Here is a 23,408-nt window from a genome sequence, read left to right on the forward strand (position 1 = left end):
GCGACGCGGAAATCGCGCGCTGTTGACGCGCCCCCGCAGTGCCCGCTTCCCCCAAGGACAATTATCAGTGCAGGTCAGAGCTGTGGCGTTTTGGGGCGTGCTTGACCTCCTGCAAAAAGCCTACTCACTTGGTTTTTCTGCTAGAAGACCGCCGCGAGGGAAGGCAGCTCCCTCGCGGCGGCTGACATTTGCCCAGATAAAACCTGCCAAAATAAACCTGTCTACTCTTTGAGCCAGAGCCGACACTAATACAAATGGCGAAATCAAAGGGCGTTCTCTGCATGGAGGGCGCCCTTTTTTATCGCGGGATGTTTTGCGTGGCAGTCATGAGGCCCAGGCGGTTGCTGACGCCGAGCTTGCGATAGATGGCGTTGACATGCTTCTTGACGGTTGACTCGCTTATGAATAGCTCGTTTGCCATCTGTTTGTTCGTTTTGCCGTCGAGCATGAGCCGCATGACTTCGGCTTCGCGCGGTTGGATATTGTGTTCTGTAATGAAAGCATTTAGCTGGTTTGTGTCTTCTGTCTGGGTGAGTTTAATGCCCCGAGGATAGAGGTTGGCGAGCGCGAGGCTCGCGTGCCGAGCGACTTCGAGCAGGATTGCGAGCTCGGTGTCGGTGAAGTCTCCGGCCGTGCGTTCACGAAACAGGGTGATGCTTCCTAGCGGGCTGTCGTTGTGCGCGAGCGTGGCCGTACAGCCAAAGTAGACGCCCTGCGGTTCCATCCATTTGCGATAGATGGGCGTGGCATCGCGTCGCTCGACGTCGACGAGGTCGAGGTCGCGGTAGACGCCGACCTTATGTAAGTCAAAGCTCCATGTTGTATAGTCCATCGCGGCGTAGCGGTTGTAGTAGTCGCTCAGTGCGCGGTCGTCCATTCCGCTGCTTGCGGGGTGGACGTAGCGTGGGGCATCACTGCCCGCTGCCTCGATCAGGTCGAACATGGCGATCCGATGGGGCACGAGCCCTGTCGTTCCCTCGAGGGTCTCCTTTTGCAGCTTATCGACACCGTGTGATGCGTGGATTGCAAGCGCGAGCTCGTTGAGAGCAGTCCAGGTCGTACTGTCCAACTCAATAGTCTGCTGATTATTGCATGGGGGCATAGGGCATCCTTTCCATTGTGGAACCCAGTATGTCATGTTCTCGGCCTGAATAGAACTTTAGGTCAGCGAATGGTATACCGTCGGTCGCTGAAAGGGGCTCGAGGGACCATTGAGAACATCTCGGTGCGGCCGCATCATGGTCTCGTCAAGCAAAAGCACCGAGATTTAGGAGCTTGAAATGAAGACCATTTACGAGAGCGAGTCTACGCCAAAGAAGGACGGATTCTACATGCCCGGCGAGTACGAAGAGCAGGAGCGCACCTGGATTTTGTGGCCGCATCGCTCGGATGTGTGGCGCTGTGGTGCCAAGCCGGCGCAAAAGGTCTTTACCGAGATTATTAAGACCGTTGCACGTTTTCAGCCCATCACTGTGGGCGTCAACACTGAAGACTTCCCCGCGGTGTGTGAGATCTTCGACGGCGTTGAGAACGTGCGCGTTATCCACATGGAGTACAACGACAGCTGGATTCGCGACCCCGGCCCGGCGTTTCTTGTCAACGACAAGGGGGACGTGGCACTCTCGCACTTCCACTTTAATGCTTACGGCGGTTTCATTGACGGCCTGTATTTCCCGTGGGACAAGGACGCTTCCATTGGCCTGCAGGTGGCACAGCTCGAGCAGGTTAACCGCTATCGTCCCGAGGATTATATCCTCGAGGGTGGCTCGTTTAACTGCGACGGCCAGGGCACCGTGGTGACCACCGAGATGTGCCTGCTCAATGAGGACCGCAACCCCCAGTACACCAAGGAGCAGATCGAGGAGAAGCTTGCCGAGTACCTGGGCATCGAGAAGGTCATTTGGATCAAGGATGGCATCGACCCGTTTGAGACCAACGGGCACGTGGACGACGTCGCATGCTTTAGTGCGCCCGGCGAGGTCTGCTGCATGTGGACCGATGATCCCAACCATAAGTTCTACAAGGAGTGCCAAGAGGCGTATAAGACGCTTTCCGAGACGACGGATGCCCGTGGCCGCAAGCTCAAGATCCACAAGGTGATTATGCCTGCGACCTCGGTATATATGACCGAAGAGGAGGCCAGCACGATTGACCCCGTCGAGGGCGTGCTGCCGCGTACCCCCGAGGATGCTTTCGAGCCGAGTTACCTCAACTTCCTGCCCATCAACGGTGCGGTGCTTGTACCGCAGTTCGGCGATCCCAATGACGCCCAGGCGCTCAAGTATATCCAGGCTGCTTATCCGGACCGAGAAGTCATCGGTATCATGACTCGCGAGGTTATCTACGGCGGCGGCAACATCCACTGCATCACCCAGCAGCAGCCCAAGGCGCGCTGCAAGTAGAGGCGGTTGCAGGCACACGGGGTAGTGTCGATATGACCTGGGGCCCGCTGGCGCACACGCTGGCGGGCCCTTTTGCGTGCGGCGGGCAGCGTTGCACGCGGGCACTCGGGTCTAAGCGAGGGTACCAGGGGCCTTGCTTATCGTCGATAGTTGGTCTAGAATCGTCGATAGTCGATGATAGGGGGTAGCATGCAGCTTGTTGAAAGTGAGACCGTGGAGTTCAAGTGCACATTTACCCCTAAGCTGCTCAAAGCTGTGGTGGCGTTTGCCAATTCGAATGGTGGTACCTTGTATATCGGAATCGACGATTTTGGCAGCATCGTCGGAGTGGACGATATCGATGCCACCATGCTTCAATGCTCTAATGCAATAACCGATGGCGTGTATCCCGACGTTTCTGAAATCACGACGGTCTCCGCATTGGACATCGATGGCGTAGCGTTGGTGAAAATCGAGGTGGAAGCGGGTCCTCACAAGCCGTACTGCCTGTGCTCGAAGGGATTTGTTCCCGCCGGGGTATATCGGCGCCTAGGCCCTGCAAACGTGCCCATCGAGATGGCCCAGATCCGCTCGATGATCAAGCGCACCGACGGCGATTATTTTGAGACCGCGCGCTCTCATGAACAGAGCTTGACGTTTTTTGAAGCCGAGCGGGTCTTTAGGCGCGCGGAGATTACGTTTGACCAAACCTCTCAAAAGAATCTCGGCCTTATCGATGAGCTGGGCTTTTACACCAATTTGGCACTGCTGGTCTCTGACCAAAACCCCTTTGCAGTCCGCGCTGGCCTCTTCAACGACGATGCGTATACCGAGTTTATCGACCGTCAGGATGGCGAGGGCTCGATCTTCAGGCAGATAGAGGATATCGAACGGTTCCTCAATATATCGAACGCAACGCGTATGTACTTTGTGCCGGGAAGGCTCGATCGCATAGATAAGGACGACTATCCCCGCGAGGCTGTTCGAGAGGGAATTCTGAACCTGTTTATCCATCGCGACTACGAATCTTCGGTGGCGTCTCTTATCAAGATGAGCCGTACGGCGCTTGAATTTACCAATGCGGGAGGGCCGCAGCACATCAGCGTCGAGGAGGCGCTTGCGGGCGGCTCGGACGCTCGGAATCCAAAGCTGCAACTGCTCTTTTTGCGTCTGGGGATGGTTGAGGCGTTTGGAACGGGCCTCAAGGGGATCCGTGCGCTCTATGAGGCGGAAGGGTTGGAACCCGAGGTCTGCGCCTACCCTGCAATGTTTAGGTTGTCGCTGCCCAACGTCAACGCCGTGCGCAATTCCTATCTGACGCCTCGTGGCAATAGCGGTCCCAACTTGCGTGGGGATTACAGCGATTATGAGCAGCTCGAGCGGGAAGGGGCGCTGCCGCCCGATGTTTCGCAGGCGTTTGCATCCGTGCGAGCGCAGCGAGAGGGGCACGTGTCGATGAATGGCGACTGCGGCCACGAGGTGCGTGCCAAGCTCGTGGAGGAGCTTGGCTTTGATGCTGCGTGCAAGGCGTCCGCGATGCTACAGGATGTCTCGGACGAGCGACGTGGCGGATACGCTCGCACCTTGATTCGCTTTGCCCTTGAGCGGCCCCGCGGTTTTACGCGTCAGGATGCTTCGGACGCTCTGGGAACTGGGCGCGACGTGACGCTGCGGGTTATCAACGGTTTACTTGAGGAAGGCGCACTCGTTAAAGAGGGGCGTGCTCGAGCGACGAGATATCGCGCTGTCGGACAGGTTTAGGGACGGGCGGTCCGGCCCCCTGGGTTATTCCTGGGCAGAGGCCAAGGGCCGGGTGCCCGGCTCGCCTTGATTGAAGGGGTACTTAGAGCGTGCCGCCGTACATGTAGACGATAAAGCCGTCACCGGTGTCTTGGCTGTGGTCCTCTAGGATGCGCTTCATGTTGAGGTGCTCGTAGAACTGCCAATCGGAGTTGCAGTCGCTCATCAGGAAGAATTTGGTGCACCCGGCTGTGGCGAGTTCGGCGCGCGCAAGGTCGATGAGCGCACGGCCGAGCCCCTTGCCCTGCCACTCGGGCACGATGATGATCAGGTTGAGCTGGCCCTGGGCATATTCGTTGCCCGTGGCGGCAAAGCGGTCGGCTGTTGCCTTCTCGCGGCTATCGCCAAAGAGCGAGCCTTCGAGCTTGGCATCGGCGGTCTTTGCCATCTCGGTTGCCTGGGCGAACATCTCGTTGTAGCAGGGCTCCCACGTGGGATTGGTGCGTGGTTTGCCGTCTTCGAAGATGCCGATGCAGCAAGCGGCGATGATGCGGCCTTCAGCTTCGGCAACGAGCGCGATGGGGGAGCGCTGCAGCTGCATGGCGATGTTAAAGCGCGCACAGAAATCGGCGGCTTCGACGTCGCCTCGGTTGCGCAGCGTGTTGCACCACAGCTGGTTGTAGATGGCGGCGATGCCGGCTAGGTCATCGAGCGTGGCGGCACGCAGAGTTACGTTGTCAAGGCTCATGGGGGCTCCTTCCAAGTTGGGTCAGGCCACTTCTGAGTGTGACATGGCCGCAGGGCGCCCGCATCAATCATTCGGCAGACGAGCCCCGATACCTCGGGGACGGAGAGGTGGCAATTGGGTAGTCATTGGGGACGTTCTTAAAAGACTAGTCAAACAAGAGCGTCTCCAACGACTACCCCAAAAGGAGCGTCCCCAAGTGCCAGCTTTGGCAACGACGCTGGCAGAAAAACGTCAGCGAAAATCCGCCAGAGCGAGCAAGGTGCCTTGAAGCGAGGCGGCATTGACCTTTTGGTCATGCCGTCGAAGCTGAAAGGCAGATTGCTCGCTCTGGCGGATTTGCAGCGTCGGCCGGTTACGGCGTTTGGTAAAACGCCGTAACCTACACCCGCTCCGCGATCTCGTGGATGAGGTAGTCGGTCTTTTCCCAGCCCAGGCACGGGTCGGTGATCGACTTGCCAAAGACGCCGCCATCGACTGACTGATTGCCATCCTCCAGGTAGGATTCGATCATAAAGCCCTTGACCAGCTTGGAGATGGACTCGTTGCGGCGGCAGCTGTCGAGCACCTCCTTGCAAATACGATACTGCTCCAGTGGGCGCTTGCCCGAGTTGTCGTGGTTGCAGTCGATGACCGCCGCCGGGTTGGCGTAGCCGGCATGCTCGGTATAGCGCTCGGCCAGGCGCTCCAGGTGTTCGTAGTGGTAATTGGGGTAGGTACGACCGTCGAGACCGATGTAGCCACGCATAACGGCGTGTGCGAGCGGGTTGCCGTCGCACTCAACCTCCCAGTTGCGGAAGATGAAGCTTTGATGTGCCTGGGCGGCGTAGATGGAGTTAAGCATGACGGTGGTGGAACCGGCGGTGGGGTTTTTCATGCCGACGGGCACCGAAATGCCGCTCGACACCAGGCGATGCTCCTGGTTTTCGACCGAGCGCGCGCCCACGGCAACGTAGCTCAGCAGGTCGACGAGGTACTGGTAGTTGGACGGGTAGAGCATCTCGTCGGCGGTAAAGAAACCGGTCTCCTCGATGACGCGCAGGTGCATGTGGCGGATGGCCTTGACGCCTTCGAGCAGGTCATCGGGCGCCTCGGGGTCGGGGTTGTGCAGCAGGCCCTTGTAGCCAGTGCCCTTGGTGCGCGGCTTGTTGGTGTAGACGCGCGGAATGATGATGAGTTTGTCCTTGACCTCTTCGGCGACCTTGGCCAGTCGGTTCATGTACTCAAGCACTGAGTCCTCGCGGTCGGCAGAGCACGGGCCGATGATGAGCACCTTGCGTGCGTCCTCGCCGGTAAAGACCTTGGCGACCTCGGCGTCGAATGCCTGCTTTTTGGCGGTAAGCTCGGCGGAAAGCGGCATTTCCTCGCGGATCTCCATGGGGATCGGCAACCTGCGCTTGAATTCCATGGCCATATGGGGCCTCCTTTATCAATTAACGGCAACAATTGGCGAATTCTCGAATGCTCGGCATTATCCGCTGTCGCACGCTAAAGTGCAAGCGAAATCTGCCGAAAAGGGACAGGTTTATTTTGGTCGGTTTTATCTGGGGAAATGTCGGCGCTTGCCGGAAGGGGAGGGCCAGCGTACGGCACGCTGGCGCAAGTTGGATCTTCTGCGGCATGCCCTGTGGACAAAAAACGGCAAATATGAGTACTGTTGCTAGCATAGTATCATATCGATCTTACAAGATAATAGACACAACAGTAAATATGTTTATTAACGTTGGCATACAGAAGCATGCTACCGGGCATTTTGATCAATTTGAAGGCATACCTAGGCCGCAAAGAGGTCGTTTGGGGCAGTTTTGGCTGTTACTAAAAAGGTGACAGTACTCATATTTGCCATTTTTTGTCCACGGGGCCTTGAGGGAGGCCGTTAATCAGGTCCCGGGGGAGGCGGTTCGAGGGCCGCAGAACAAAAAACGGGGGCACAGTTCATTCTGCGCCCCCGTTTTTGGGTATTGCGGTTGTTTGCCGCCGGTTTTACGCCGCCTCGTCGAACTGCGAGTTGTACAGGTCGGCGTAGAAGCCGCCCTGGGCGAGCAGTTCGTCGTGTGTGCCCTTCTCGACGATGTCGCCGTCGCGGATCACCAAGATTACGTCGGCGTTGCGGATCGTGGACAGGCGATGCGCGATGACAAAGCTCGTGCGGCCCTGCATCAGCGCATCCATGGCGCGCTGGATGAGCTCCTCGGTGCGGGTATCGACGTTGGAGGTCGCCTCGTCCAAAATCAGCGCCGGACGGTCGGCCAAAATGGCGCGGGCGATGGTCACGAGCTGGCGCTGGCCCTGCGAGAGGTTGGTACCCTCCTCATTGATCATAAAGTCGTAGCCGCCGGCGAGCGTATGGATAAAGTGATCGCAGCGCGCGGCACGAGCGGCGGCCTCGACCTCGGCATCGCTCGCATCGGGGCGTCCGTAGCGGATGTTCTCGCGGATGGTGCCGTTAAACAGCCAGGTATCCTGCAGCACCATGGCAAACTCGCCGCGCAGCGCCGCGCGGTCCCAGTCGCGCACGTCGACACCCTCGACGCGCAGCGAACCGCCGTCCACGTCGTAAAAGCGCTGCAGCAGCTTGATGAGCGTGGTCTTGCCAGCGCCGGTGGGGCCGACGATGGCGATGGTTTGGCCGGGTTGCGCTTCGCAGCTAAAGTCGTGGATGATGGTCTTGTCGGGTGTGTAGCCAAACTTGACGTGGTCGAACTCCACGTGGCCGGGGCGCTTCTCGGGAATCTGCGCGTCGGCCTTCTGCTCCTCCTCGGGCGCGGCCAGGAACTCAAAGACGCGCTCGGTGGCAGCGGCCATCGACTGCATCGTGTTGCTCACGTTGCCCAGCTGCTGCACGGGTTGGGTAAAGTTGCGAACGTACTGGATAAAGCTCTGGATGTCGCCGGGCGTGGCATTGCCGGTCAGTGCGAGCTGCGCGCCCACCACGACGACGCCCACGTAGCCCATGTTGCCCACCAGGCTCATAAGCGGCATCATCAGGCCCGACAGGAACTGCGAGCGCCAGCCACTAATAAAGAGGCGGTCGTTTTGACGGTCGAACTCCTCGATCGAGGCCTCGGCGCGGTCGAACACCTGGATGACGTTCTGGCCGGCAAAGTCCTCCTCGATAATGCCGTTGACGGTGCCAAGGACTTGCTGTTGCTCGCGGAAGTACGGCTGCGAGAAGTGAATCATCACGGTCAGGATAATCGCGGCGGCCGGCAGCGTGAGCACGGTGACGCCGGTAAGCGGTAGGCTGATCGAAAGCATCATGACGAGCACGCCGATAATCTGCGTCACCGACGTGATGAGCTGTGTCACGCTCTGGTTGAGCGACTGACCCAGCGTATCGACGTCGTTGGTGATGCGGCTGAGCACGTCGCCCTTGCTGTGTCCGTTAAAGTAGCTCATTGGCACGACGGCGATCTTGGCGGCGATCTCCTTGCGCATGCGATAACAAATCTTTTGCGTGACGCCGGTCATGAGCCAGCCCTGGATCAGGCTGCAAACAGAGCTTGCCAGATACAGGCAGAGCAAAAAGCCGAGCGTCTTGGCGATCCAGTCAAAGTCAACGTCGCCGGTGCCGTTGACCTTGGCGACCAGGCCTTCGAACAGCTTGGTCGTAACCTGGCCGAGCACCTTGGGTCCCACAATGTTAAAGATGACCGAGCACACGGCAAAGGCGACGGCGGCAAACACGGCAATCTTGTGCTGGCCGATATAGCCGAGCAGCTGCCTCATGGTGCCATTAAAGTCCTTGGCCTTTTCGCCGCGACGCATGCGGCCCATGGGACCACGCTGGCGGGTGGGCTTGGGAATCTGAGTCTTGGTCTCGTCTGCCATTAGCGCTCGCCTCCTTCCATGACGGCTGCAATTTCTTCTTGGGTAAGCCCCAGCTCCTCGGCGGAAAGCTGCGACTGTGCGATCTCCAGGTACGCCGGGCAGCTGCGCAGCAGCTCCTCGTGCGTGCCGGTGCCCACTACGTGGCCGTCGTCGAGCACGATGATCTGGTCGGCGTGCATGATGGTCGCGATGCGCTGGGCCACGACCACGAGCGCGGCGTCGGTAACGTTTTTGGCCAGCTCCTCGCGTAGACGCGCGTCGGTCTTGTAGTCGAGGGCGCTAAACGAGTCATCGAACACCACAACCTCGGGCTTTTTGGCCAATGCGCGGGCGATGGCCAAGCGCTGGCGCTGACCACCCGAGACATTGGAGCCTCCCTGGCTGATGGGGGAGTCGTAGCCGCCCTCGCGCTCGGCGATAAAGTCCTCGGCTTGGGCGATGCGTGCCGCCCGGTGCATGTCATCATCGCTCACCATGTCGCCGGCAAACTTGAGGTTGCTCTCGACGGTGCCCGAGAACAGGCGACCCTGCTGCGGGATGTAACCAATGCGGCGGCGAAGCTCGGAAAGGGTCATGTCGCGCACGTCGATGCCGTCGAGCGAAATGCTGCCGCCCGTGACGTCGTATAAGCGCGGAATCAGCTGTACGAGCGTGGACTTGCCCGAGCCCGTGGAGCCAATGATGCCGAGCATCTGACCGGCATGCGTGGTGAAGTTCACGCCGCTGATGACGTCGGCGCGGGCATCGGGATACTGGAAGCTCACGTCGCGGAAGGTGAGCTCACCGCGCGGCGCGCTGGCCGTGGGCAGTTTGGGCGAGGCGGGGTCGTTGATGCTCGTGGGGCAGGTGATGACCTCTTCTACGCGCTCGGCTGCGACCTCGGCGCGGGGCAGGATGACCGAAACCATGGTGAGGATCATAAACGCCATGACGATCTGCATGGTGTAGGAGATAAACGCCATCATGTTGCCGACCTGCATCACGCCGTCGGACACGCCCTGCGCGCCAAACCAGACGATAAGCACGGTGATGCAGTTCATGACCAGCATCATGAGCGGCATCATAAAGCTCATGGCTCGGTTGGTGTAGAGCTGCGTGGTCATCAGGTCGAGCGAAGCCTTGTCAAAACGCTCGAGCTCATGCTCCTCGCGGTTGAACGAGCGGATAGGCATAAGGCCGTCGAGCAGCTCGCGGGCGGTAAGGTTCACGCGGTCCACGTAACTTTGCATCTTTTTGAACTTGGGCATGGTGAGGCCCATGAGCACGCCGACGACGGCCGAGACCGCGATGATGGCAACGGCGATGGTCCACTCCAGGCCGGTATGGTTGGCCAGGACGCGCATGACGGCGACGATGCCCATGACGGGGGCCATCAGACACATGCGGATAAACAGGGTTGCGGCCATCTGGATCTGCTGAATGTCATTGGTGCAGCGGGTGATGAGCGAGGCCTGGCTAAACTTGCCCACCTCGGCCGGCGAGAAGTGCATAACCTTGTTGAAGGTCTCGCGGCGCAGGTCGCGGGCGATGGAGCAGGCAGTGCGCGAAGCAACGGCACCGGTCAGGATGGTGGCGACCAGCGACACCAGACACAGCCCAAACATCGTGGTCGCCATGCGGCCCAGGTAGGCGTTCTGCACGTCGGCGGGGTCGATGCCCTGTGCCTTGTACTCGTCCTGCACATAGCTCACGGCGCGTTGGGTCACGATGGAGCCCGACATGGAGCCCATTTTGTCCGCCATATCGTTGGCGCCCTCGACGAGCTTGCCCTGGTCGATTAGGCCGCCTTCAACGCCTAGACGCAGACCCTTCATGGTGATCTTACCGCCGTCGGCATCAATCTGCTTTTGCATATTCTGCGCCGCTGCGGCCTTCTGCTGCATCTCGGCGAGCTGCTCGGGCGTCATCGCCGCCATTTGCTCGGGCGTGGGCATGGCCTGAGCGGCGTCGCTGTCTTTCTCGCTGGACGTGCCGGTCATGTCGCCCATGGAGTCGGCGTCGATGCCCTGGTTGAAGGCGAGCACGACGGTCTCAGGCAGGCTCATAATGTCGGCAATCTTGCTGCCGTCGGCACGCTCTTCCTCGGTGCCCTTGTACGTTCGAATGCCGTTCTTGTCTGCCTTGCCAAACACGGCCTCCACAGCTTTGGCGTCCTTGGCGCGCATAAAGAGTTCGAGGTCGTCGAGCGATTCGGCGCGAATGGTGTCGGGCACGGGCGAGGCAATGCCGCCTTGCTGCACGCCCACGTCGACGATGTCGCTCATATAGGTAGGCAGCGCCAGGTCGGCGTTGCAGCTGATTACGATAAGTACGATAGCTGCGAACAGTGCCAGGACATGCTTTTTAAAGAGCTTGAGAATCCTCACTCGGCATCTCTCCTTTCTTGATTGCGGTCGATAATTTCGTTGGCACGTCTTAGAAGGCGCACCATCTCTTGGGTATCTGTTTCGCCGAGCTGCTCGAGGAAAGCCGCGGTGCGCTCCTCGAATTCCCGGCGTTTGATTTCGAGATCCTGGAATCCCTTGTCGGTCACTATGACGTGTACGCGACGACGGTCGGTCTTTGAATGCTCGCGCTCAATCCAACCCTTGGCCTCGAGGGCGCGCAAGATATTGGCGATGCGGGCGCTCGAGACCCAGGCACGATCAGCGAGTTCGCTCGGCGTGAGCGAACCGCCAGCGAGCATGAGGGCGCGCATGACGGCCATCTCGCCGCTGAGAACTTTGTCCACAAAGCGCGAAACGCGCTGGTGAATGCCGCCAAACTCAGTAAGGAGCTGACGTCCAAGCTCATGGAAATCGGTATCTTCCACCGAAAACCCCTAACACTAGAAACTATTTTCGGTGAAAGATGATACCCTTGCACGCGCACCCTATACGGTAGATTTTGGGTCATGCCTAGAAAACAACCTTTAGGCGACCTCCGTACACCGTCGGTATCAGCAAAGTAAGGGGTAGATCGTAAGGCATGTCCCAAAGCCTACTCAGAGGCACTTTACTCTGCTAAAGCTGGCATAACAGCTAGAGCGAACGTCGTACAAAGGCAAGGAAAAATACCAAACAAATCGGTGAACGGTAGTTGCTCGCGCTCGCATTTCCTGCGGATTTGTTAAAAACGCCCTAATGGTATAAAAAAAGAAACATATAACAGCCCTGATGAAGGGGGTCGCTATGTTATCCTTCTCAAACGGGTGAAATCTTGGGTTTTGGGTTGCAGTTCCAAGGTGGACAAACGTTTTTCCCTGCACCAACATGTGGTGAAGAACGGAAGAAGCCGGTAGTGCAAGCCGAAAATTCAAGAATTCAATAAGCAGCGGTGTGAGAGAGCGCCGCATTACACGTAACTAGGAGCGTGGTTACACAATGCAGGAGGCATGGGAAGGCTTCAAGGAAGGCATTTGGACGGGAGAGGTTGACGTCCGAGACTTCATCCAGAAGAACTACACCCCTTACGAGGGCGACGAGTCGTTCCTCGTAGGTCCGACCGAGCGTACCAAGGAGCTGTGGGGCGAGGTTCTCGACCTGCTGCTTAAGGAGCGCGAGCAGGGTGGTGTCCTCGATATGGACACCAAGACCGTCACGGGTATCGTGAGCCACCCCGCTGGCTACATCGATAACGCCCACCGCGAGAAGGAGACCATCGTCGGCCTCCAGACCGACAAGCCGCTCAAGCGCGCTCTGCACGTCAACGGCGGTATCCGCATCGCTTGCCAGGCCGCCAGCCAGCACGGCTACAAGGTCGACGAGAACGTTGTCGAGCGCTACACCTTCGAGCGCAAGACCCACAACGCCGGCGTCTTCGATGTTTACACCCCCGAGATGCGTGCTTGCCGCTCGGCTCACATCATCACCGGTCTGCCCGATGGCTATGGCCGCGGCCGCATCATCGGCGACTACCGTCGTGTCGCCCTGTACGGTGTCGACTACCTGATTAAGGACAAGGAGGCCCAGAAGGCTTCCACCCCGACGGTCATGACCGCCGACAACATCCGCGATCGTGAGGAGCTGCAGGAGCAGATCCGCGCCCTCGGCGAGCTCAAGATGATGGCCGAGACCTATGGTTTCGACATTTCCAACCCTGCTACCAACACGCAGGAGGCCATCCAGTGGATGTACTTCGCCTACCTTGCTGCCGTCAAGGAGCAGAACGGCGCCGCTATGTCCATCGGCCGTACCTCTACGTTCATCGACATCTATGCTGAGCGCGACCTTGCCAACGGTACCTTCACCGAGGAGCAGATCCAGGAGTTCGTGGATCACTTCATCATGAAGCTCCGCATGGTCAAGTTCGCCCGTACTCCCGAGTACCAGGCCCTGTTCACCGGCGACCCGCAGTGGGTCACCGAGTCCATCGGCGGCATGGGTGTTGACGGCCGTACGCTCGTTACCAAGATGAGCTACCGCTACCTGCACACGCTCGAGAACATGGGCACCAGCCCCGAGCCCAACATGACCGTTCTGTGGTCGACCCGTCTGCCCGAGAACTTCAAGAAGTTCTGCGCCAAGACTTCTGTCGCCAGCTCCTCGATCCAGTACGAGAACGACGACCTCATGCGCGTCTATCACGGCGACGACTACGGCATTGCCTGCTGCGTGTCCTCCATGCGCATCGGCAAGGAGATGCAGTTCTTCGGCGCCCGCGCCAACCTGGCCAAGTGCCTGCTCTACGCACTTAACGGCGGTGTTGACGAGGTCTCCAAGAAGCAGGTCGGCCCCAAGTACCGCGCCGTCGAGGGCGACACGCTCGATTACGACGACGTTGTGGCCAAGTACAACGACATGATGAAGTGGCTCGCTGGCGTGTACGTCAACTCTCTGAACATCATTCACTACATGCACGACAAGTATTGCTACGAGCGCATCCAGATGGCTCTGCACGACAAGCACGTGCACCGCTGGTTCGCTACGGGCATCGCTGGCCTTTCCGTTGTGGCCGACTCCCTGTCCGCCATCAAGTACGCCAAGGTCCACCCCGTCCGTGACGAGAACGGCATCATCGTCGACTTCGAGACTGAGGGCGAGTTCCCCAAGTACGGCAACGACGACGACCGCGTCGACCAGATCGCTCACGACGTTGTGCACCAGTTCATGGAGTACATCCGCATGAACGACACCTATCGCAACTCCGTGCCCACGACCTCGGTTCTGACCATTACCTCCAACGTCGTGTACGGCAAGAAGACCGGTTCTACGCCTGACGGCCGCAAGGCTGGCCAGCCGTTCGCCCCGGGTGCTAACCCCATGCACAAGCGCGATAGCCACGGCGCCATCGCTTCGCTGTCTTCGGTTTCCAAGCTCCCGTTCCGCGATGCTCAGGACGGCATCTCCAACACCTTCTCCATCATCCCGAGTGCGCTCGGCAAGGAGGACCAGGTGTTCTTTGGCGATATCGACCTTGATCAGCTGGGCGAGTAACTATTGTTAGTGCTATACTAACAATAACGATTACTGATTAGCGCGCCGGTTTCGGCCGGCGCCTATCAATCGAAGGAGACACATTATGAAGGTTTCTGAAGTTTCCGAGACTCAGGCCGATAACCTGGTCCACATGCTCGACGCTTACGCCGAGAAGGGTGGCCACCACCTGAACATCAACGTCTTCAATCGTGAGACGCTGCTCGACGCTCAGGCTCACCCCGAGAAGTACCCGCAGCTGACCATCCGCGTTTCCGGCTATGCCGTGAACTTCCACACGCTCACCAAGGAGCAGCAGGACGAGGTCATTTCGCGTACCTTCCACGACAAGTTCTAAAGGGGTTTAACTCCCGCAGGATCGCCGGGCCGCTTTGGGTTACTTTCCAAAACGTCCTCGGACATGCAAAGGGCTCCGCTGCGCGCTTCGCGCGGCGGAGCCCTTTGCGTCCTGCGGAAATGTTTTGGAAAGTAACCCAAAGCGGCCCGGCGGGGGTCCTGTGTAGTCACCCTTTAGGCGGAACTCTCCTAATTTTTTGGATGAGTCGTTTACTTGCTTGTGCTGTTACCGTCTTCCCGCTGTTGTTGGGGTATGCTTTGTTCGTATGTAAACGTTTGACATGTTGATGGGGGAGGGTGCTATGGCTCGCGAGGGCGCTCGTTCTAAGGATTCTGCTAAGCCTGGCATCAAGGAAGTTGCAGCGGTGGCGGGGGTTTCGCCCACTACGGTATCTCGCGTGCTTAATAATCGCGGCTATATTAGCCAAGAAACCCGCGATAAGGTCCATGCCGCGATGGAGCGCATCAACTATACGCCCAACGATATCGCCCGTGCCATGCTCAACGGTCGCCTGAACCTTATCGGCATGATCATTCCCTTTGTGAGCAGCCCGTTCCATGCTCAGGTTGCGCAGGCGGTCGAGCGCACGTTGGCGGAAAACGGCTTTAAGATGTTGCTGTGCAACAGCGCCAATCGACCCGATCTTGAGCGTTCCTATATTGACATGCTCCGCCGCAATATGGTCGACGGCGTCATCGTCAACTCCCTCAATATCGGTGCTGAGGCATATGCCGAGATGGGCTTGAGCCTGGTTGGTATCGACTGCGACCTTGGCGAGGCCTCTGTTCAGATTGCGAGCGACAGCTATAGCATCGGCGAACTTGCCACGCGTCGCCTGATCGATGACGGGTGTTCACGCATCCTGTGCCTGCGCAGCAATAGCCGCATGCGCATGCCTGCCAATAAGCGTACCGATGCCTACCTCGATGTTGTTGAGCAGGCCGGTTTGCCCGCGCTTGTCCGTGAGGTCGAGTTCGTTAAGCCCGACGACGAAAAGAGCGCGGTCGTTGCGAAGATCCTCGATGAGAACCCCGATATTGACGGCATCTTTGCGGGAGACGACACGATGGCGGCCATCTGTCTCAACATTATGAAGCAGCGCGGCTTGAGCGCTCCGGACGATATTAAGGTCGTGGGCGCGGATGGTGCCCGCCGCACTATGACGTTTATGCCTGACTTAACAACCGTACGCCAAGATATCGATCGCATCGGAGAGCTCGCGGCGCAATCCATCATCGCTCTTGTTAACGGCGATAATCCTGAATCGAATATCAAGCTCCCCGTTGAACTCATTGAGGGCAAAACCGCGTAGTTCATCCCGTGCCAAAAGAATTCCTCAAACGCCTCTGATGACCGTTCGCCGGCATATGTCAACCGTTTGCCGACGACTGGAACTGCGAAAAGACGTATTGATGTGAAAACGTTTGACATATGAAAACGATTGACATATCTTGCAGTTGTACCGAGTTAGTATCTTGTGGGAAAGGAAGTCTCGGATGCACAAGGTGTATTACCAGCCTGAGGGAATTTGGGTAGGCGACATCATGCCGTACGGCGAGGACGGCACGTTCTATCTCTATCATCAGCGTGACACGCGTAACCCCGGACCTTTCGGAGAGCCGTTTGGCTGGGCACTCGCGACGACCAAGGATTTCGTCAACTACAAGGACTTTGGCGAGAGCCTTGAGCGTGGCGGCGACGAGGAAGTCGACCAGTATGTTTATGCCGGCACAGTGTTTAAGGTGGGCGACAAGTACCATGCGCTCTACACTGGTTGCAATCGCGATAAGGTCCGCGCGCGCTTGATGAAGCAGGTTCTTCTTCACGCAACGAGTGACGACGCCGTCAAGTGGGAGAAGAACATCGCCGAGACGCTGCTTCCGCCCCAGGAGGGTTACGATGACCGCAACTGGCGCGATCCCTTTGTTCTTTGGGATGAGGAGAACGAAGAGTACATGCTCATCCTCGGCACGCGTGTGGGCGAGGACAAGCGTCTGATGACCGGTCGTCTGGTCAAGTTCACCTCCAAGGACCTGGATGCCTGGGAGTTCCAGGGCGACTGGTGGAATCCGGGCCTGTACACCATGTTCGAGATGCCTGATCTCTTTAAGATGGGCGACTGGTGGTACCTCGTCTTTTCCGAGTACAGCGACGGCAACAAGACCCGTTACCGCATGTCCAAGTCCATCAACGGTCCTTGGATTACCCCCGCTGACGACTCCTTCGACGGCCGCGCGTACTACGCCGCTCGCACCGCATTCGATGGCGAGCGTCGCGTTCTCTTTGGTTGGGTTCCTACGCGTGACGAGGGCGGCGACCCCAGCTCTTACCTATGGGGTGGCACCTTTATGCCCCTCGAGATCGTTCAGCGTGCCGACGGAACGCTCGGCACCAAGCTCCCCGACAGCATGCTTGGCGCCTTTGGCGAGGGCAAGGCTGTCGAGACCTTTGAGCTTTCCTGCGAGTCGGGCAAGGTCGAGCAGGTGCTCGCCGCGGATGCCGGCTCCACCTACTTGCTCGATGCCGACATTGAGCTCGGCGGTAACGCTGCCGGCTTCTCGGTCAAGTTCGCTGAGGACGCCGAGACCGGTCTTGCCTATGAGTTCCGCGCCAACCTGCGCGAGGGCAAGCTCGAGTTCACGCCGGCTCCCCAGTACCCGTGGTTCCAGGTCAACAACATGGGCCTCGAGCGTCCGTTGTTCTTTAAGGGCGAGGGCACTCACCATGTGCGTCTGGTCGTCGACGACGACATCGCGACCATCTTTGTCGATGATGTTGCGCTCAACGCTCGCTTCTGCAACAAGCAGGGCCAGGGTGTGGCGCTTACCGTCACCGACGGTGCGCTCAAGTGCGCAAACGCAACGATCGCGTCTCTGTAGCGGCAACGAACCGTTTTATGATTTAGAAAAGGAATGGAGAGGAACATGGACTACAAGGCAGTGTCCCAGCAAGTCGTCGACAACGTCGGCGGACTGGAGAACATCGAGGGCGCCACGCATTGCGTGACCCGTCTGCGTCTGGTGCTCAAGGATACGAGCAAATACAACAAGGCCGAGCTCGAGAACATCGATGGCGTCAAGGGCGTGCTGTACAACAGCGGCCAGCTCATGATCATCTTCGGTACCGGTACCGTCAACAAGGTTTACGATGAGTTTATGGCTCTGACGGGCGTTAAGGAGATCAGTGCTTCCGAGGTCAAGGGCGCCGAGGCGGACAAGAAGGGCAAGTTCTTCTCGGTCCTCAAGGTATTCTCGGACATCTTTATCCCCATCATTCCCGCCTTCGTCGGCGCTGCAATCATCATCGGCCTTAAGTCGTTGATCGTTGCCAACGGCCTCTTTGGCATGGAGGGCAGCCTCGCCGATCACAGCGAGTTCCTCAAGAACCTCGCAAGCTTCTTTGCCATTATCGCCACCACGTTCGACTACCTGCCTGTCCTGGTTATGTACAGCGCAGTCAAGCGTTTTGGCGGTAACCCGATCCTGGGCATCCTCGTCGGTATCGTCATGGTTCACCCGAGCCTTATGAACCGCAACACGTTCGTTATGGACCCGACGGGTGCTGAGTACTGGAACTTTGGTCCGCTCTCCATTCCCATGGTTGCTTTCCAGGGCGGCGTGTTCCCTGCAATTCTGACCGCCTGGTTTATGGCCAAGGTCGAAAAGATTGCCCAGAAGTACATCCCCGAGGTCGTTTCGTTCGTCTTTGTCCCGACCGTTACCCTGATTCTTGCTAACGTCGCCCTGTTCACCGTGTTCGGCCCGCTCGGTAACCTGATCGGTGACGTCCTCGCCGGCGTAATCGATATCCTGTACAACAGGATGGGCGTCTTTGGTGCCTTTGTCTTCGCCGCGTTCCTGCAGCCGCTCGTCGTTACCGGTACGCATCAGTTCATCCAGGGTATCGAGGCAAACCTTGTTGCCACGACTGGCTTCAACTACATCCAGGCCATCTGGTCGGTTTCCATCATTGCCCAGGGCGGCGGCGCCATCGGTATGTACCTCATTCACAAGAAGCACTCCAAAGAGCGCAACATCTGCATGTCGTCCTTTATCCCGACGCTGGTCGGAATCTCCGAGCCCGCTATCTTTGCTGCAAACATGCGCTATTCGATCATTCCGTTCATCTGCGCATGCATCGGTGCAGGCTGCGGCGGTGCCTTCGTCAAGCTCTTTGAGGTGCGCGCTATCGGTCAGGGTCTGACCGGCGTGCTTGGCCTGCTCATCGTCACGCCCGAGACCCTCGTGTGGTATGTGGCTGGCAATCTCATCGCCTTTATCGTGCCGATCGTCTTGATCTTTGCCTACAACAAGGCAAAGGGCGTGCCGACCACCGATGAAGAGGGCGCTGGTGCTGGCTTCGATGTCAGCTTCTAGTTGAGCCGTTCAGCGTAATGTGCGGATAAGTCCATTTGAGGAAGGGCGCTCGGCTCGTGCGAGTCGAGCGTCCTTCCCTATAGACGAGAAAGTCAATGGCGATGTTTAATCAAAAAAATAAGGTGACACGCGCGGACTATGAGCAGTGGCGTGCCGGACAGGATGAGACGGCTGGTCGCATCGCGTCCGACCCCGATAGGCTCCTGTTCCATGTGGAGCCTGAGCTTGGCTGGCTCAACGACCCCAACGGTTTGGTTCAGATTGGTGATACGTATCACATCTATCATCAATACGATCCGTTCGATGCTGCGCATGGCGGTCCAGTGCTTTGGAACCATCTGACGACAAAGGATTTTGTGACGTACGAGAATCACGGCCCTGTGCTGTTCCCCGATTCCGATTTGGATTCGAACGGAGCGTATTCTGGTTCTGCCTTTGTACGCGATGGCAAGATTCACTACTTCTATACCGGCAACGTCAAGCATTTTGACCGCGATGATTACGACTACGTGTTGACGGGCCGTGAGCAAAACCAGATTCATATGGTTGCCGAGAATCCCGACGAATTGGGCGAGAAGTGCATAGCTGTTGGACCGGTCAATTACCCCGACGATATCGGTACGCACGTGCGCGACCCCAAGATCCTTGAGCACGATGGTATCTACTACATGGTTCTGGGCGCTCGTACGAAAGACGACCGTGGCTGCGTGCTTGTCTATACCTCGCGCAATCTTGAGGACTGGAGCTATGCGACGCGCATTGAGTTGGGCGAGAAGTTTGGCTTTATGTGGGAGTGCCCCGATCTGTTTGAGCTCGATGGCGAGCTTATTCTCGTTTGCTGTCCGCAGGGTGTGCCTGCCGATGGTTGGCGTTACCGCAATCCGCATCAGTGCGTGTGGTTCCCCATCGAGGCCGATTGGGAGGCGCCGAGCTTTAAAATCGTCGGGCAGGGCATGCCCCCGATGGTCGATGCCGGTTTTGATTTCTATGCTCCGCAGTCCTTTGAGGATGCTGCAGGCCGGCGTTTGATGATCGGATGGTCGGGTTGCCCCGATGCGACGGCAGAAAACCCGACGGTGGCGCGCGGGTGGCAGTGCGCGTTGACGGTGCCGCGAGAGCTGAGCATGCGCGATGGTAAGCTCTGCCAGCAGCCGGCGCACGAGATTGAGAGGATGCGCGGCGACTGCGTTCGCGCGACAGGCGGTGAAACCGTTGAGGAGCCGGGACGCCTGTTTGATCTTGTGGTTTCCTGTGAGGGCGCCAAGATGGTCGAGCTCGAAATCCGCAAGGGTGTCTTTGTACGTTATGCGGACGGGATGCTTACCCTCGACATGGGTGACGAAGGCTATGGGCGCGACCAAAGGTCGATCGAGCTCAGCGAGCTTCGCGACCTGCGCGTGCTTTCGGACACTACGATGGTCGAGATTTTTGCCAACAGCGGCGAGGCGGCACTTACGAGCCGTACCTATTCGCCGGCGGTTTCGGCGATGGGGTTGCATGCCGAGGGTGCGGCGTCGATGGATTTCTACCGCCTCGCGCATTAACCGTGCGTGGAGCACGATTGGACTTGCCGGGTGGAATGTGTCGCAGTTGCCGCAGCGAACTACCGTTTATCGGATGAAGTTGATAATCAAGGCCGTTTATCGTGTATAGCTACCGTTTGCGGAGTAAGTAACACTCATTTATAAACCGTGTAAAATCTCAGTTAAGCACGGAGTTTTCCAGGGAGACGCTGTCCTTTGCTATGTGCAAGGGACGGCGTCTCTTTGGCGCTTGGAGGCCGTTCTGCAGCAGGACGGCGGACGTGCGTCACATATTAAAAAGCCAATTTCGAGATGGGTCGTGATAAGAATGGGCAAGTACGTAATCGTGGTTGAATCTGGGTCGGATGTGACGCCGGAGCTCTGCGAGCGCTACGGCATCGTGCGCGTGCCCATGCATGTCACGATTGGTGACGAGACCGTCGAGGACGGCTCCATCGATCCGCTCGAGATTTACTCGCGCTGCAACGAGTTTGGCGTGATGCCCAAGACCAGTGGCTGTGCGCCTGCGGATTTTGCTCACGTGTACGACCGCATTCACGCTGAGCAGCCCGGTGCGACCATTCTGCATCTTGCGTACTCCGAAGTCACGACTTGCTCGCATCAGTCCTCCAAGATTGCGGCTAAGGGCCGCGACTACGTATTCTCCATGGATACGCGTTTTGTCTCGGTGGGCCAGTCGCTCGTTGCCGTCGAGACCGCCAAATACATCGAGGCTCACCCCGATGCCACCGTCGACGAGATCTTTGCATTTACGAACTCCGTCATGGACCGCGTGCTGCTGGGCTTTGTTCCTACCGACCTGGCCTTTCTTAAGGCGGGCGGTCGTCTGTCCAACGTCGCGTTCCTTGGCGCCCACCTGCTTAAGATTAAGCCCTGCATTGAGGTAACGGGCGGCAAGTTCGTGGCGACCAAGAAGTTCCGCGGCTCTATGCTCAAATGCGCCCGTGCCTTTATTGACCACATGGTTGCGAAGGGCGAGATTGACTACTCGCACATTGGCCTGGCGTATTCGGTAGGCCTTTCCGAGGAGCTGCGCGACGACATGGAAGTCTATGCGCACGACCTGGGCTTTAAGGACGTTACCTGGACTCAGGTCGGCGGCGTGATCTCGAGCCATTGCGGCCCGACCGCCTTTGGCGCGGTGCTCACACTCAAGGCGTAACGCCTGGCGTCTATCGATTTCTATTGCCTCGGCGGCGGGCGGGTTGCGACAACCTTCCCGCCGCTTTTGCATGGGGCCAAATAGGACAATCCAATTGACCGCTAAACCGTTTCGCCATCAAGCATATAGGCTAGAATGACTCTGGCATTTATGTAGCTAAAACCAATGAGAGGCAAGGTAGCGGGAATGGCTGAGATGACGCTCGAGGGTGTGGACGCTCGTCCTGAGGACTCCGCGTTTGCCCTGGGCCGCGTGCATTCGATTGAGACGATGGGGACGGTCGATGGACCCGGCATCCGCTTTGTGGTGTTTGTTCAGGGCTGCCCCATGCGCTGTGCGTATTGCCACAACCCCGATACCTGGTCGGTTAACGGCGGTACCATGGTGACCGTCGAGCACCTGATGGACGAGTTCCAGAGCAACCATGAGTTTTACCGCAGCGGTGGTATTACGGTATCCGGCGGCGAGCCGCTCCTGCAGCCTGAGTTCTTGGCCGACCTGTTCCGCGCAATGCACAACAACCCCGATGGTCGCGTACATACCTGCTTGGATAGTTGCGGCTATGCGTTCGATCCCACGCATCCCGAGAAGTTCGATGCCGTACTCAACGAGACCGATATGGTGCTGCTCGACATTAAACACGCCGATCCCGTCGAGCATAAAAAGCTGACCGGTTGCGATCCCGCACGTATTCTGGCGTTTGGTGATGAGCTCGCGCGTCGCAAGATTAAGGTTGTTATTCGCCACGTGGTAGTGCCGGGTATTACCGATACGGTGGAGGAGTGCGAGGCGCTCGGTCGCTTGATTGCCCCGTGGCATAACGTGGTCGGCCTGGAGATGCTGCCGTATCACACGATGGGTGTCGTCAAGTACGAGCAACTGGGCATTCCCTATAAGCTCGAGGGCGTGCCCCAGATGGATACCGCGCGCATGCCCGAGCTGCGCAACGCCGTCATGACGGGCATGAAAAAGCGCCGCGCGGAACTCAAAAACGCCATCGGCTAGCGAGCCATTTTCGCCCCTTTATGATATCCGAGCTGCGCTGGCTTAGCGTGTTCGTTTGGCGAGGTCAAACAAAATGCTGGTACCATACCTTGGTTGAGAATTTCGTATAGGTTTGGGGAATGGTATGGCTACCATCGCGATTATCGGTGCGCTCGAAAAAGAGATCATGCAGATTAAGGAAGAGCTGAGCGACGTTTGCGAGGCACGGGAGGCGGGCTTGACCGTTGTGAGCGGTGAGCTCGACGGCCTGACAGTTGTCGCCACAACGGCGGGCATGGGCACGGTGAACGCCGCCGCTGCAACACAGCACCTCATTAGCAAGTATGCTCCGCAGGCTGTTGTGTTTTCGGGCATTGCGGGCGGTTTGAACCCCAAGCTCCATATCGACGACGTGGTCATTGGCAAACGCCTACGCTATCTGGATACCGATACCGCGCTTATCGCCGAGTCCGCACCGGGGCTCGAGGAGTTTGGCTCGACGCCCGCGCTGGTCGATATTGCCGCCGACGTGCTTGCTGAGCGTGGGTTTGTTGACGCTTCGAAAAATGCAGTCGCTTCGAACGAGGGCACCAAGCAGTTCCTGGTCGGCACGATTGCCACGGGTAACCGATTTGTGACGGGCGCCACCATGCGCAACGACGCTATCGAGGCGACGCATGCCGATTGTGTCGGCATGGAGGGCGCGGCAATTGCCCATGTCGCAACCAAAAATGGTGTCGATTGCCTGGTGTTGCGCGCTATCAGCGATAATTGTGACGAGGCGTACGATGCAATTTGCGAGCGCGAGTTCGATCTGTTCGAGTACGCGCGTGTCGCAAGTGACATCACGCTCGATATCGTCCGCCGCATTGCCGCTGCGCAATAGCGCGTCTA

Annotated in this window: 17 protein-coding genes; 11 read left to right on the forward strand and 6 right to left on the reverse strand. The window is 58.2% G+C overall.

Going from position 1 to position 23,408, the window contains the following annotated elements:
- Positions 1-298: 298 nt before the first annotated feature.
- Positions 299-1,102 (reverse strand): LuxR C-terminal-related transcriptional regulator, encoded by an 804-nt coding sequence (locus AB5750_RS08495; RefSeq protein WP_271736885.1) that lies wholly within the window; start codon positions 1,100-1,102, stop codon positions 299-301.
- Positions 1,103-1,280: 178 nt separating this feature from the next.
- On the opposite strand from AB5750_RS08495, the gene aguA reads away from it, so the two are divergent.
- Entirely contained in the window at positions 1,281-2,402 is a 1,122-nt protein-coding gene (gene aguA, locus AB5750_RS08500) for an agmatine deiminase (RefSeq protein ID WP_368146040.1), read from the forward strand.
- Positions 2,403-2,591: 189 nt separating this feature from the next.
- On the forward strand, positions 2,592-4,142 hold the full coding sequence (locus AB5750_RS08505) for an RNA/DNA-binding domain-containing protein (protein WP_368146041.1): 1,551 nt from the start codon (positions 2,592-2,594) through the stop codon (positions 4,140-4,142).
- Between the two features lie 82 nt (positions 4,143-4,224).
- Here the strand turns inward: AB5750_RS08505 and AB5750_RS08510 are convergent, their stop codons facing one another.
- The 5 genes from AB5750_RS08510 to AB5750_RS08530 form a co-directional block, all read right to left on the reverse strand.
- Positions 4,225-4,869: a GNAT family N-acetyltransferase gene (locus tag AB5750_RS08510; RefSeq protein WP_368146042.1), complete on the reverse strand. Its 645-nt coding sequence runs from the start codon at positions 4,867-4,869 to the stop codon at positions 4,225-4,227.
- Positions 4,870-5,248: 379 nt separating this feature from the next.
- Positions 5,249-6,280: a 3-deoxy-7-phosphoheptulonate synthase gene (locus AB5750_RS08515; RefSeq protein ID WP_368146043.1), complete on the reverse strand. Its 1,032-nt coding sequence runs from the start codon at positions 6,278-6,280 to the stop codon at positions 5,249-5,251.
- A 569-nt stretch (positions 6,281-6,849) separates the two neighbouring features.
- Positions 6,850-8,697 carry an ABC transporter ATP-binding protein gene (locus tag AB5750_RS08520; RefSeq protein ID WP_368146044.1) on the reverse strand — a complete coding sequence of 616 codons (1,848 nt, stop codon included), beginning with the start codon at positions 8,695-8,697 and terminating at the stop codon, positions 6,850-6,852.
- Complete coding sequence (locus AB5750_RS08525) at positions 8,697-11,063, reverse strand: ABC transporter ATP-binding protein (RefSeq protein ID WP_368146045.1); 2,367 nt, start codon at positions 11,061-11,063, stop codon at positions 8,697-8,699. Before AB5750_RS08525 ends, AB5750_RS08520 begins: the two co-directional genes overlap by 1 nt.
- Positions 11,060-11,509, reverse strand: a complete 450-nt coding sequence (locus AB5750_RS08530) for a MarR family winged helix-turn-helix transcriptional regulator (RefSeq protein WP_117821380.1) — start codon at positions 11,507-11,509, stop codon at positions 11,060-11,062. The genes AB5750_RS08525 and AB5750_RS08530 overlap by 4 nt, the downstream gene beginning before the upstream one ends.
- A 550-nt stretch (positions 11,510-12,059) precedes the next feature.
- Here AB5750_RS08530 and pflB point away from each other — a divergent pair.
- From pflB to mtnN, 9 genes are all read left to right on the forward strand, one after another.
- A complete protein-coding gene (gene pflB, locus AB5750_RS08535) occupies positions 12,060-14,111 on the forward strand; it encodes a formate C-acetyltransferase (RefSeq protein WP_035137643.1) in 2,052 nt (683 codons plus the stop codon).
- A gap of 85 nt (positions 14,112-14,196) precedes the next feature.
- A complete protein-coding gene (grcA3, locus tag AB5750_RS08540) occupies positions 14,197-14,448 on the forward strand; it encodes an autonomous glycyl radical cofactor GrcA3 (protein WP_117583521.1) in 252 nt (83 codons plus the stop codon).
- A gap of 301 nt (positions 14,449-14,749) precedes the next feature.
- Positions 14,750-15,760: a LacI family DNA-binding transcriptional regulator gene (locus tag AB5750_RS08545; protein WP_368146046.1), complete on the forward strand. Its 1,011-nt coding sequence runs from the start codon at positions 14,750-14,752 to the stop codon at positions 15,758-15,760.
- A gap of 184 nt (positions 15,761-15,944) precedes the next feature.
- Positions 15,945-17,327, forward strand: a complete 1,383-nt coding sequence (locus tag AB5750_RS08550) for a family 43 glycosylhydrolase (RefSeq protein WP_368146047.1) — start codon at positions 15,945-15,947, stop codon at positions 17,325-17,327.
- 45 nt (positions 17,328-17,372) lie between these two features.
- Complete coding sequence (locus AB5750_RS08555; RefSeq protein WP_052044095.1) at positions 17,373-18,824, forward strand: PTS transporter subunit EIIC; 1,452 nt, start codon at positions 17,373-17,375, stop codon at positions 18,822-18,824.
- 101 nt (positions 18,825-18,925) lie between these two features.
- On the forward strand, positions 18,926-20,368 hold the full coding sequence (locus AB5750_RS08560) for a glycoside hydrolase family 32 protein (protein WP_368146048.1): 1,443 nt from the start codon (positions 18,926-18,928) through the stop codon (positions 20,366-20,368).
- Between the two features lie 307 nt (positions 20,369-20,675).
- Positions 20,676-21,530 (forward strand): DegV family protein, encoded by an 855-nt coding sequence (locus AB5750_RS08565; RefSeq protein WP_368146049.1) that lies wholly within the window; start codon positions 20,676-20,678, stop codon positions 21,528-21,530.
- A 186-nt stretch (positions 21,531-21,716) separates the two neighbouring features.
- The gene (gene pflA / locus AB5750_RS08570; protein WP_368146050.1) at positions 21,717-22,535 is read left to right on the forward strand and encodes a pyruvate formate-lyase-activating protein; all 819 of its coding nucleotides are present in this window, start codon (positions 21,717-21,719) and stop codon (positions 22,533-22,535) included.
- A 124-nt stretch (positions 22,536-22,659) separates the two neighbouring features.
- On the forward strand, positions 22,660-23,400 hold the full coding sequence (gene mtnN, locus AB5750_RS08575) for a 5'-methylthioadenosine/S-adenosylhomocysteine nucleosidase (RefSeq protein ID WP_006234870.1): 741 nt from the start codon (positions 22,660-22,662) through the stop codon (positions 23,398-23,400).
- Positions 23,401-23,408: the final 8 nt, after the last annotated feature.

The organism is Collinsella aerofaciens (assembly GCF_040926185.1).
GTDB lineage: Bacteria > Actinomycetota > Coriobacteriia > Coriobacteriales > Coriobacteriaceae > Collinsella > Collinsella aerofaciens_BC.

Bases quoted from the DNA above. Each gene is read 5' to 3' on its own strand.
- AB5750_RS08495 (WP_271736885.1), bottom strand. From the start codon at position 1,102: ATGCCCCCATGCAATAATCAGCAGACTATTGAGTTGGACAGTACGACC.
- aguA (WP_368146040.1), top strand. From the start codon at position 1,281: ATGAAGACCATTTACGAGAGCGAGTCTACGCCAAAGAAGGACGGATTC.
- AB5750_RS08505 (WP_368146041.1), top strand. From the start codon at position 2,592: ATGCAGCTTGTTGAAAGTGAGACCGTGGAGTTCAAGTGCACATTTACC.
- AB5750_RS08510 (WP_368146042.1), bottom strand. From the start codon at position 4,869: ATGAGCCTTGACAACGTAACTCTGCGTGCCGCCACGCTCGATGACCTA.
- AB5750_RS08515 (WP_368146043.1), bottom strand. From the start codon at position 6,280: ATGGCCATGGAATTCAAGCGCAGGTTGCCGATCCCCATGGAGATCCGC.
- AB5750_RS08520 (WP_368146044.1), bottom strand. From the start codon at position 8,697: ATGGCAGACGAGACCAAGACTCAGATTCCCAAGCCCACCCGCCAGCGT.
- pflB (WP_035137643.1), top strand. From the start codon at position 12,060: ATGCAGGAGGCATGGGAAGGCTTCAAGGAAGGCATTTGGACGGGAGAG.
- grcA3 (WP_117583521.1), top strand. From the start codon at position 14,197: ATGAAGGTTTCTGAAGTTTCCGAGACTCAGGCCGATAACCTGGTCCAC.
- AB5750_RS08545 (WP_368146046.1), top strand. From the start codon at position 14,750: ATGGCTCGCGAGGGCGCTCGTTCTAAGGATTCTGCTAAGCCTGGCATC.
- AB5750_RS08550 (WP_368146047.1), top strand. From the start codon at position 15,945: ATGCACAAGGTGTATTACCAGCCTGAGGGAATTTGGGTAGGCGACATC.
- AB5750_RS08555 (WP_052044095.1), top strand. From the start codon at position 17,373: ATGGACTACAAGGCAGTGTCCCAGCAAGTCGTCGACAACGTCGGCGGA.
- AB5750_RS08560 (WP_368146048.1), top strand. From the start codon at position 18,926: ATGTTTAATCAAAAAAATAAGGTGACACGCGCGGACTATGAGCAGTGG.
- AB5750_RS08565 (WP_368146049.1), top strand. From the start codon at position 20,676: ATGGGCAAGTACGTAATCGTGGTTGAATCTGGGTCGGATGTGACGCCG.
- pflA (WP_368146050.1), top strand. From the start codon at position 21,717: ATGGCTGAGATGACGCTCGAGGGTGTGGACGCTCGTCCTGAGGACTCC.
- mtnN (WP_006234870.1), top strand. From the start codon at position 22,660: ATGGCTACCATCGCGATTATCGGTGCGCTCGAAAAAGAGATCATGCAG.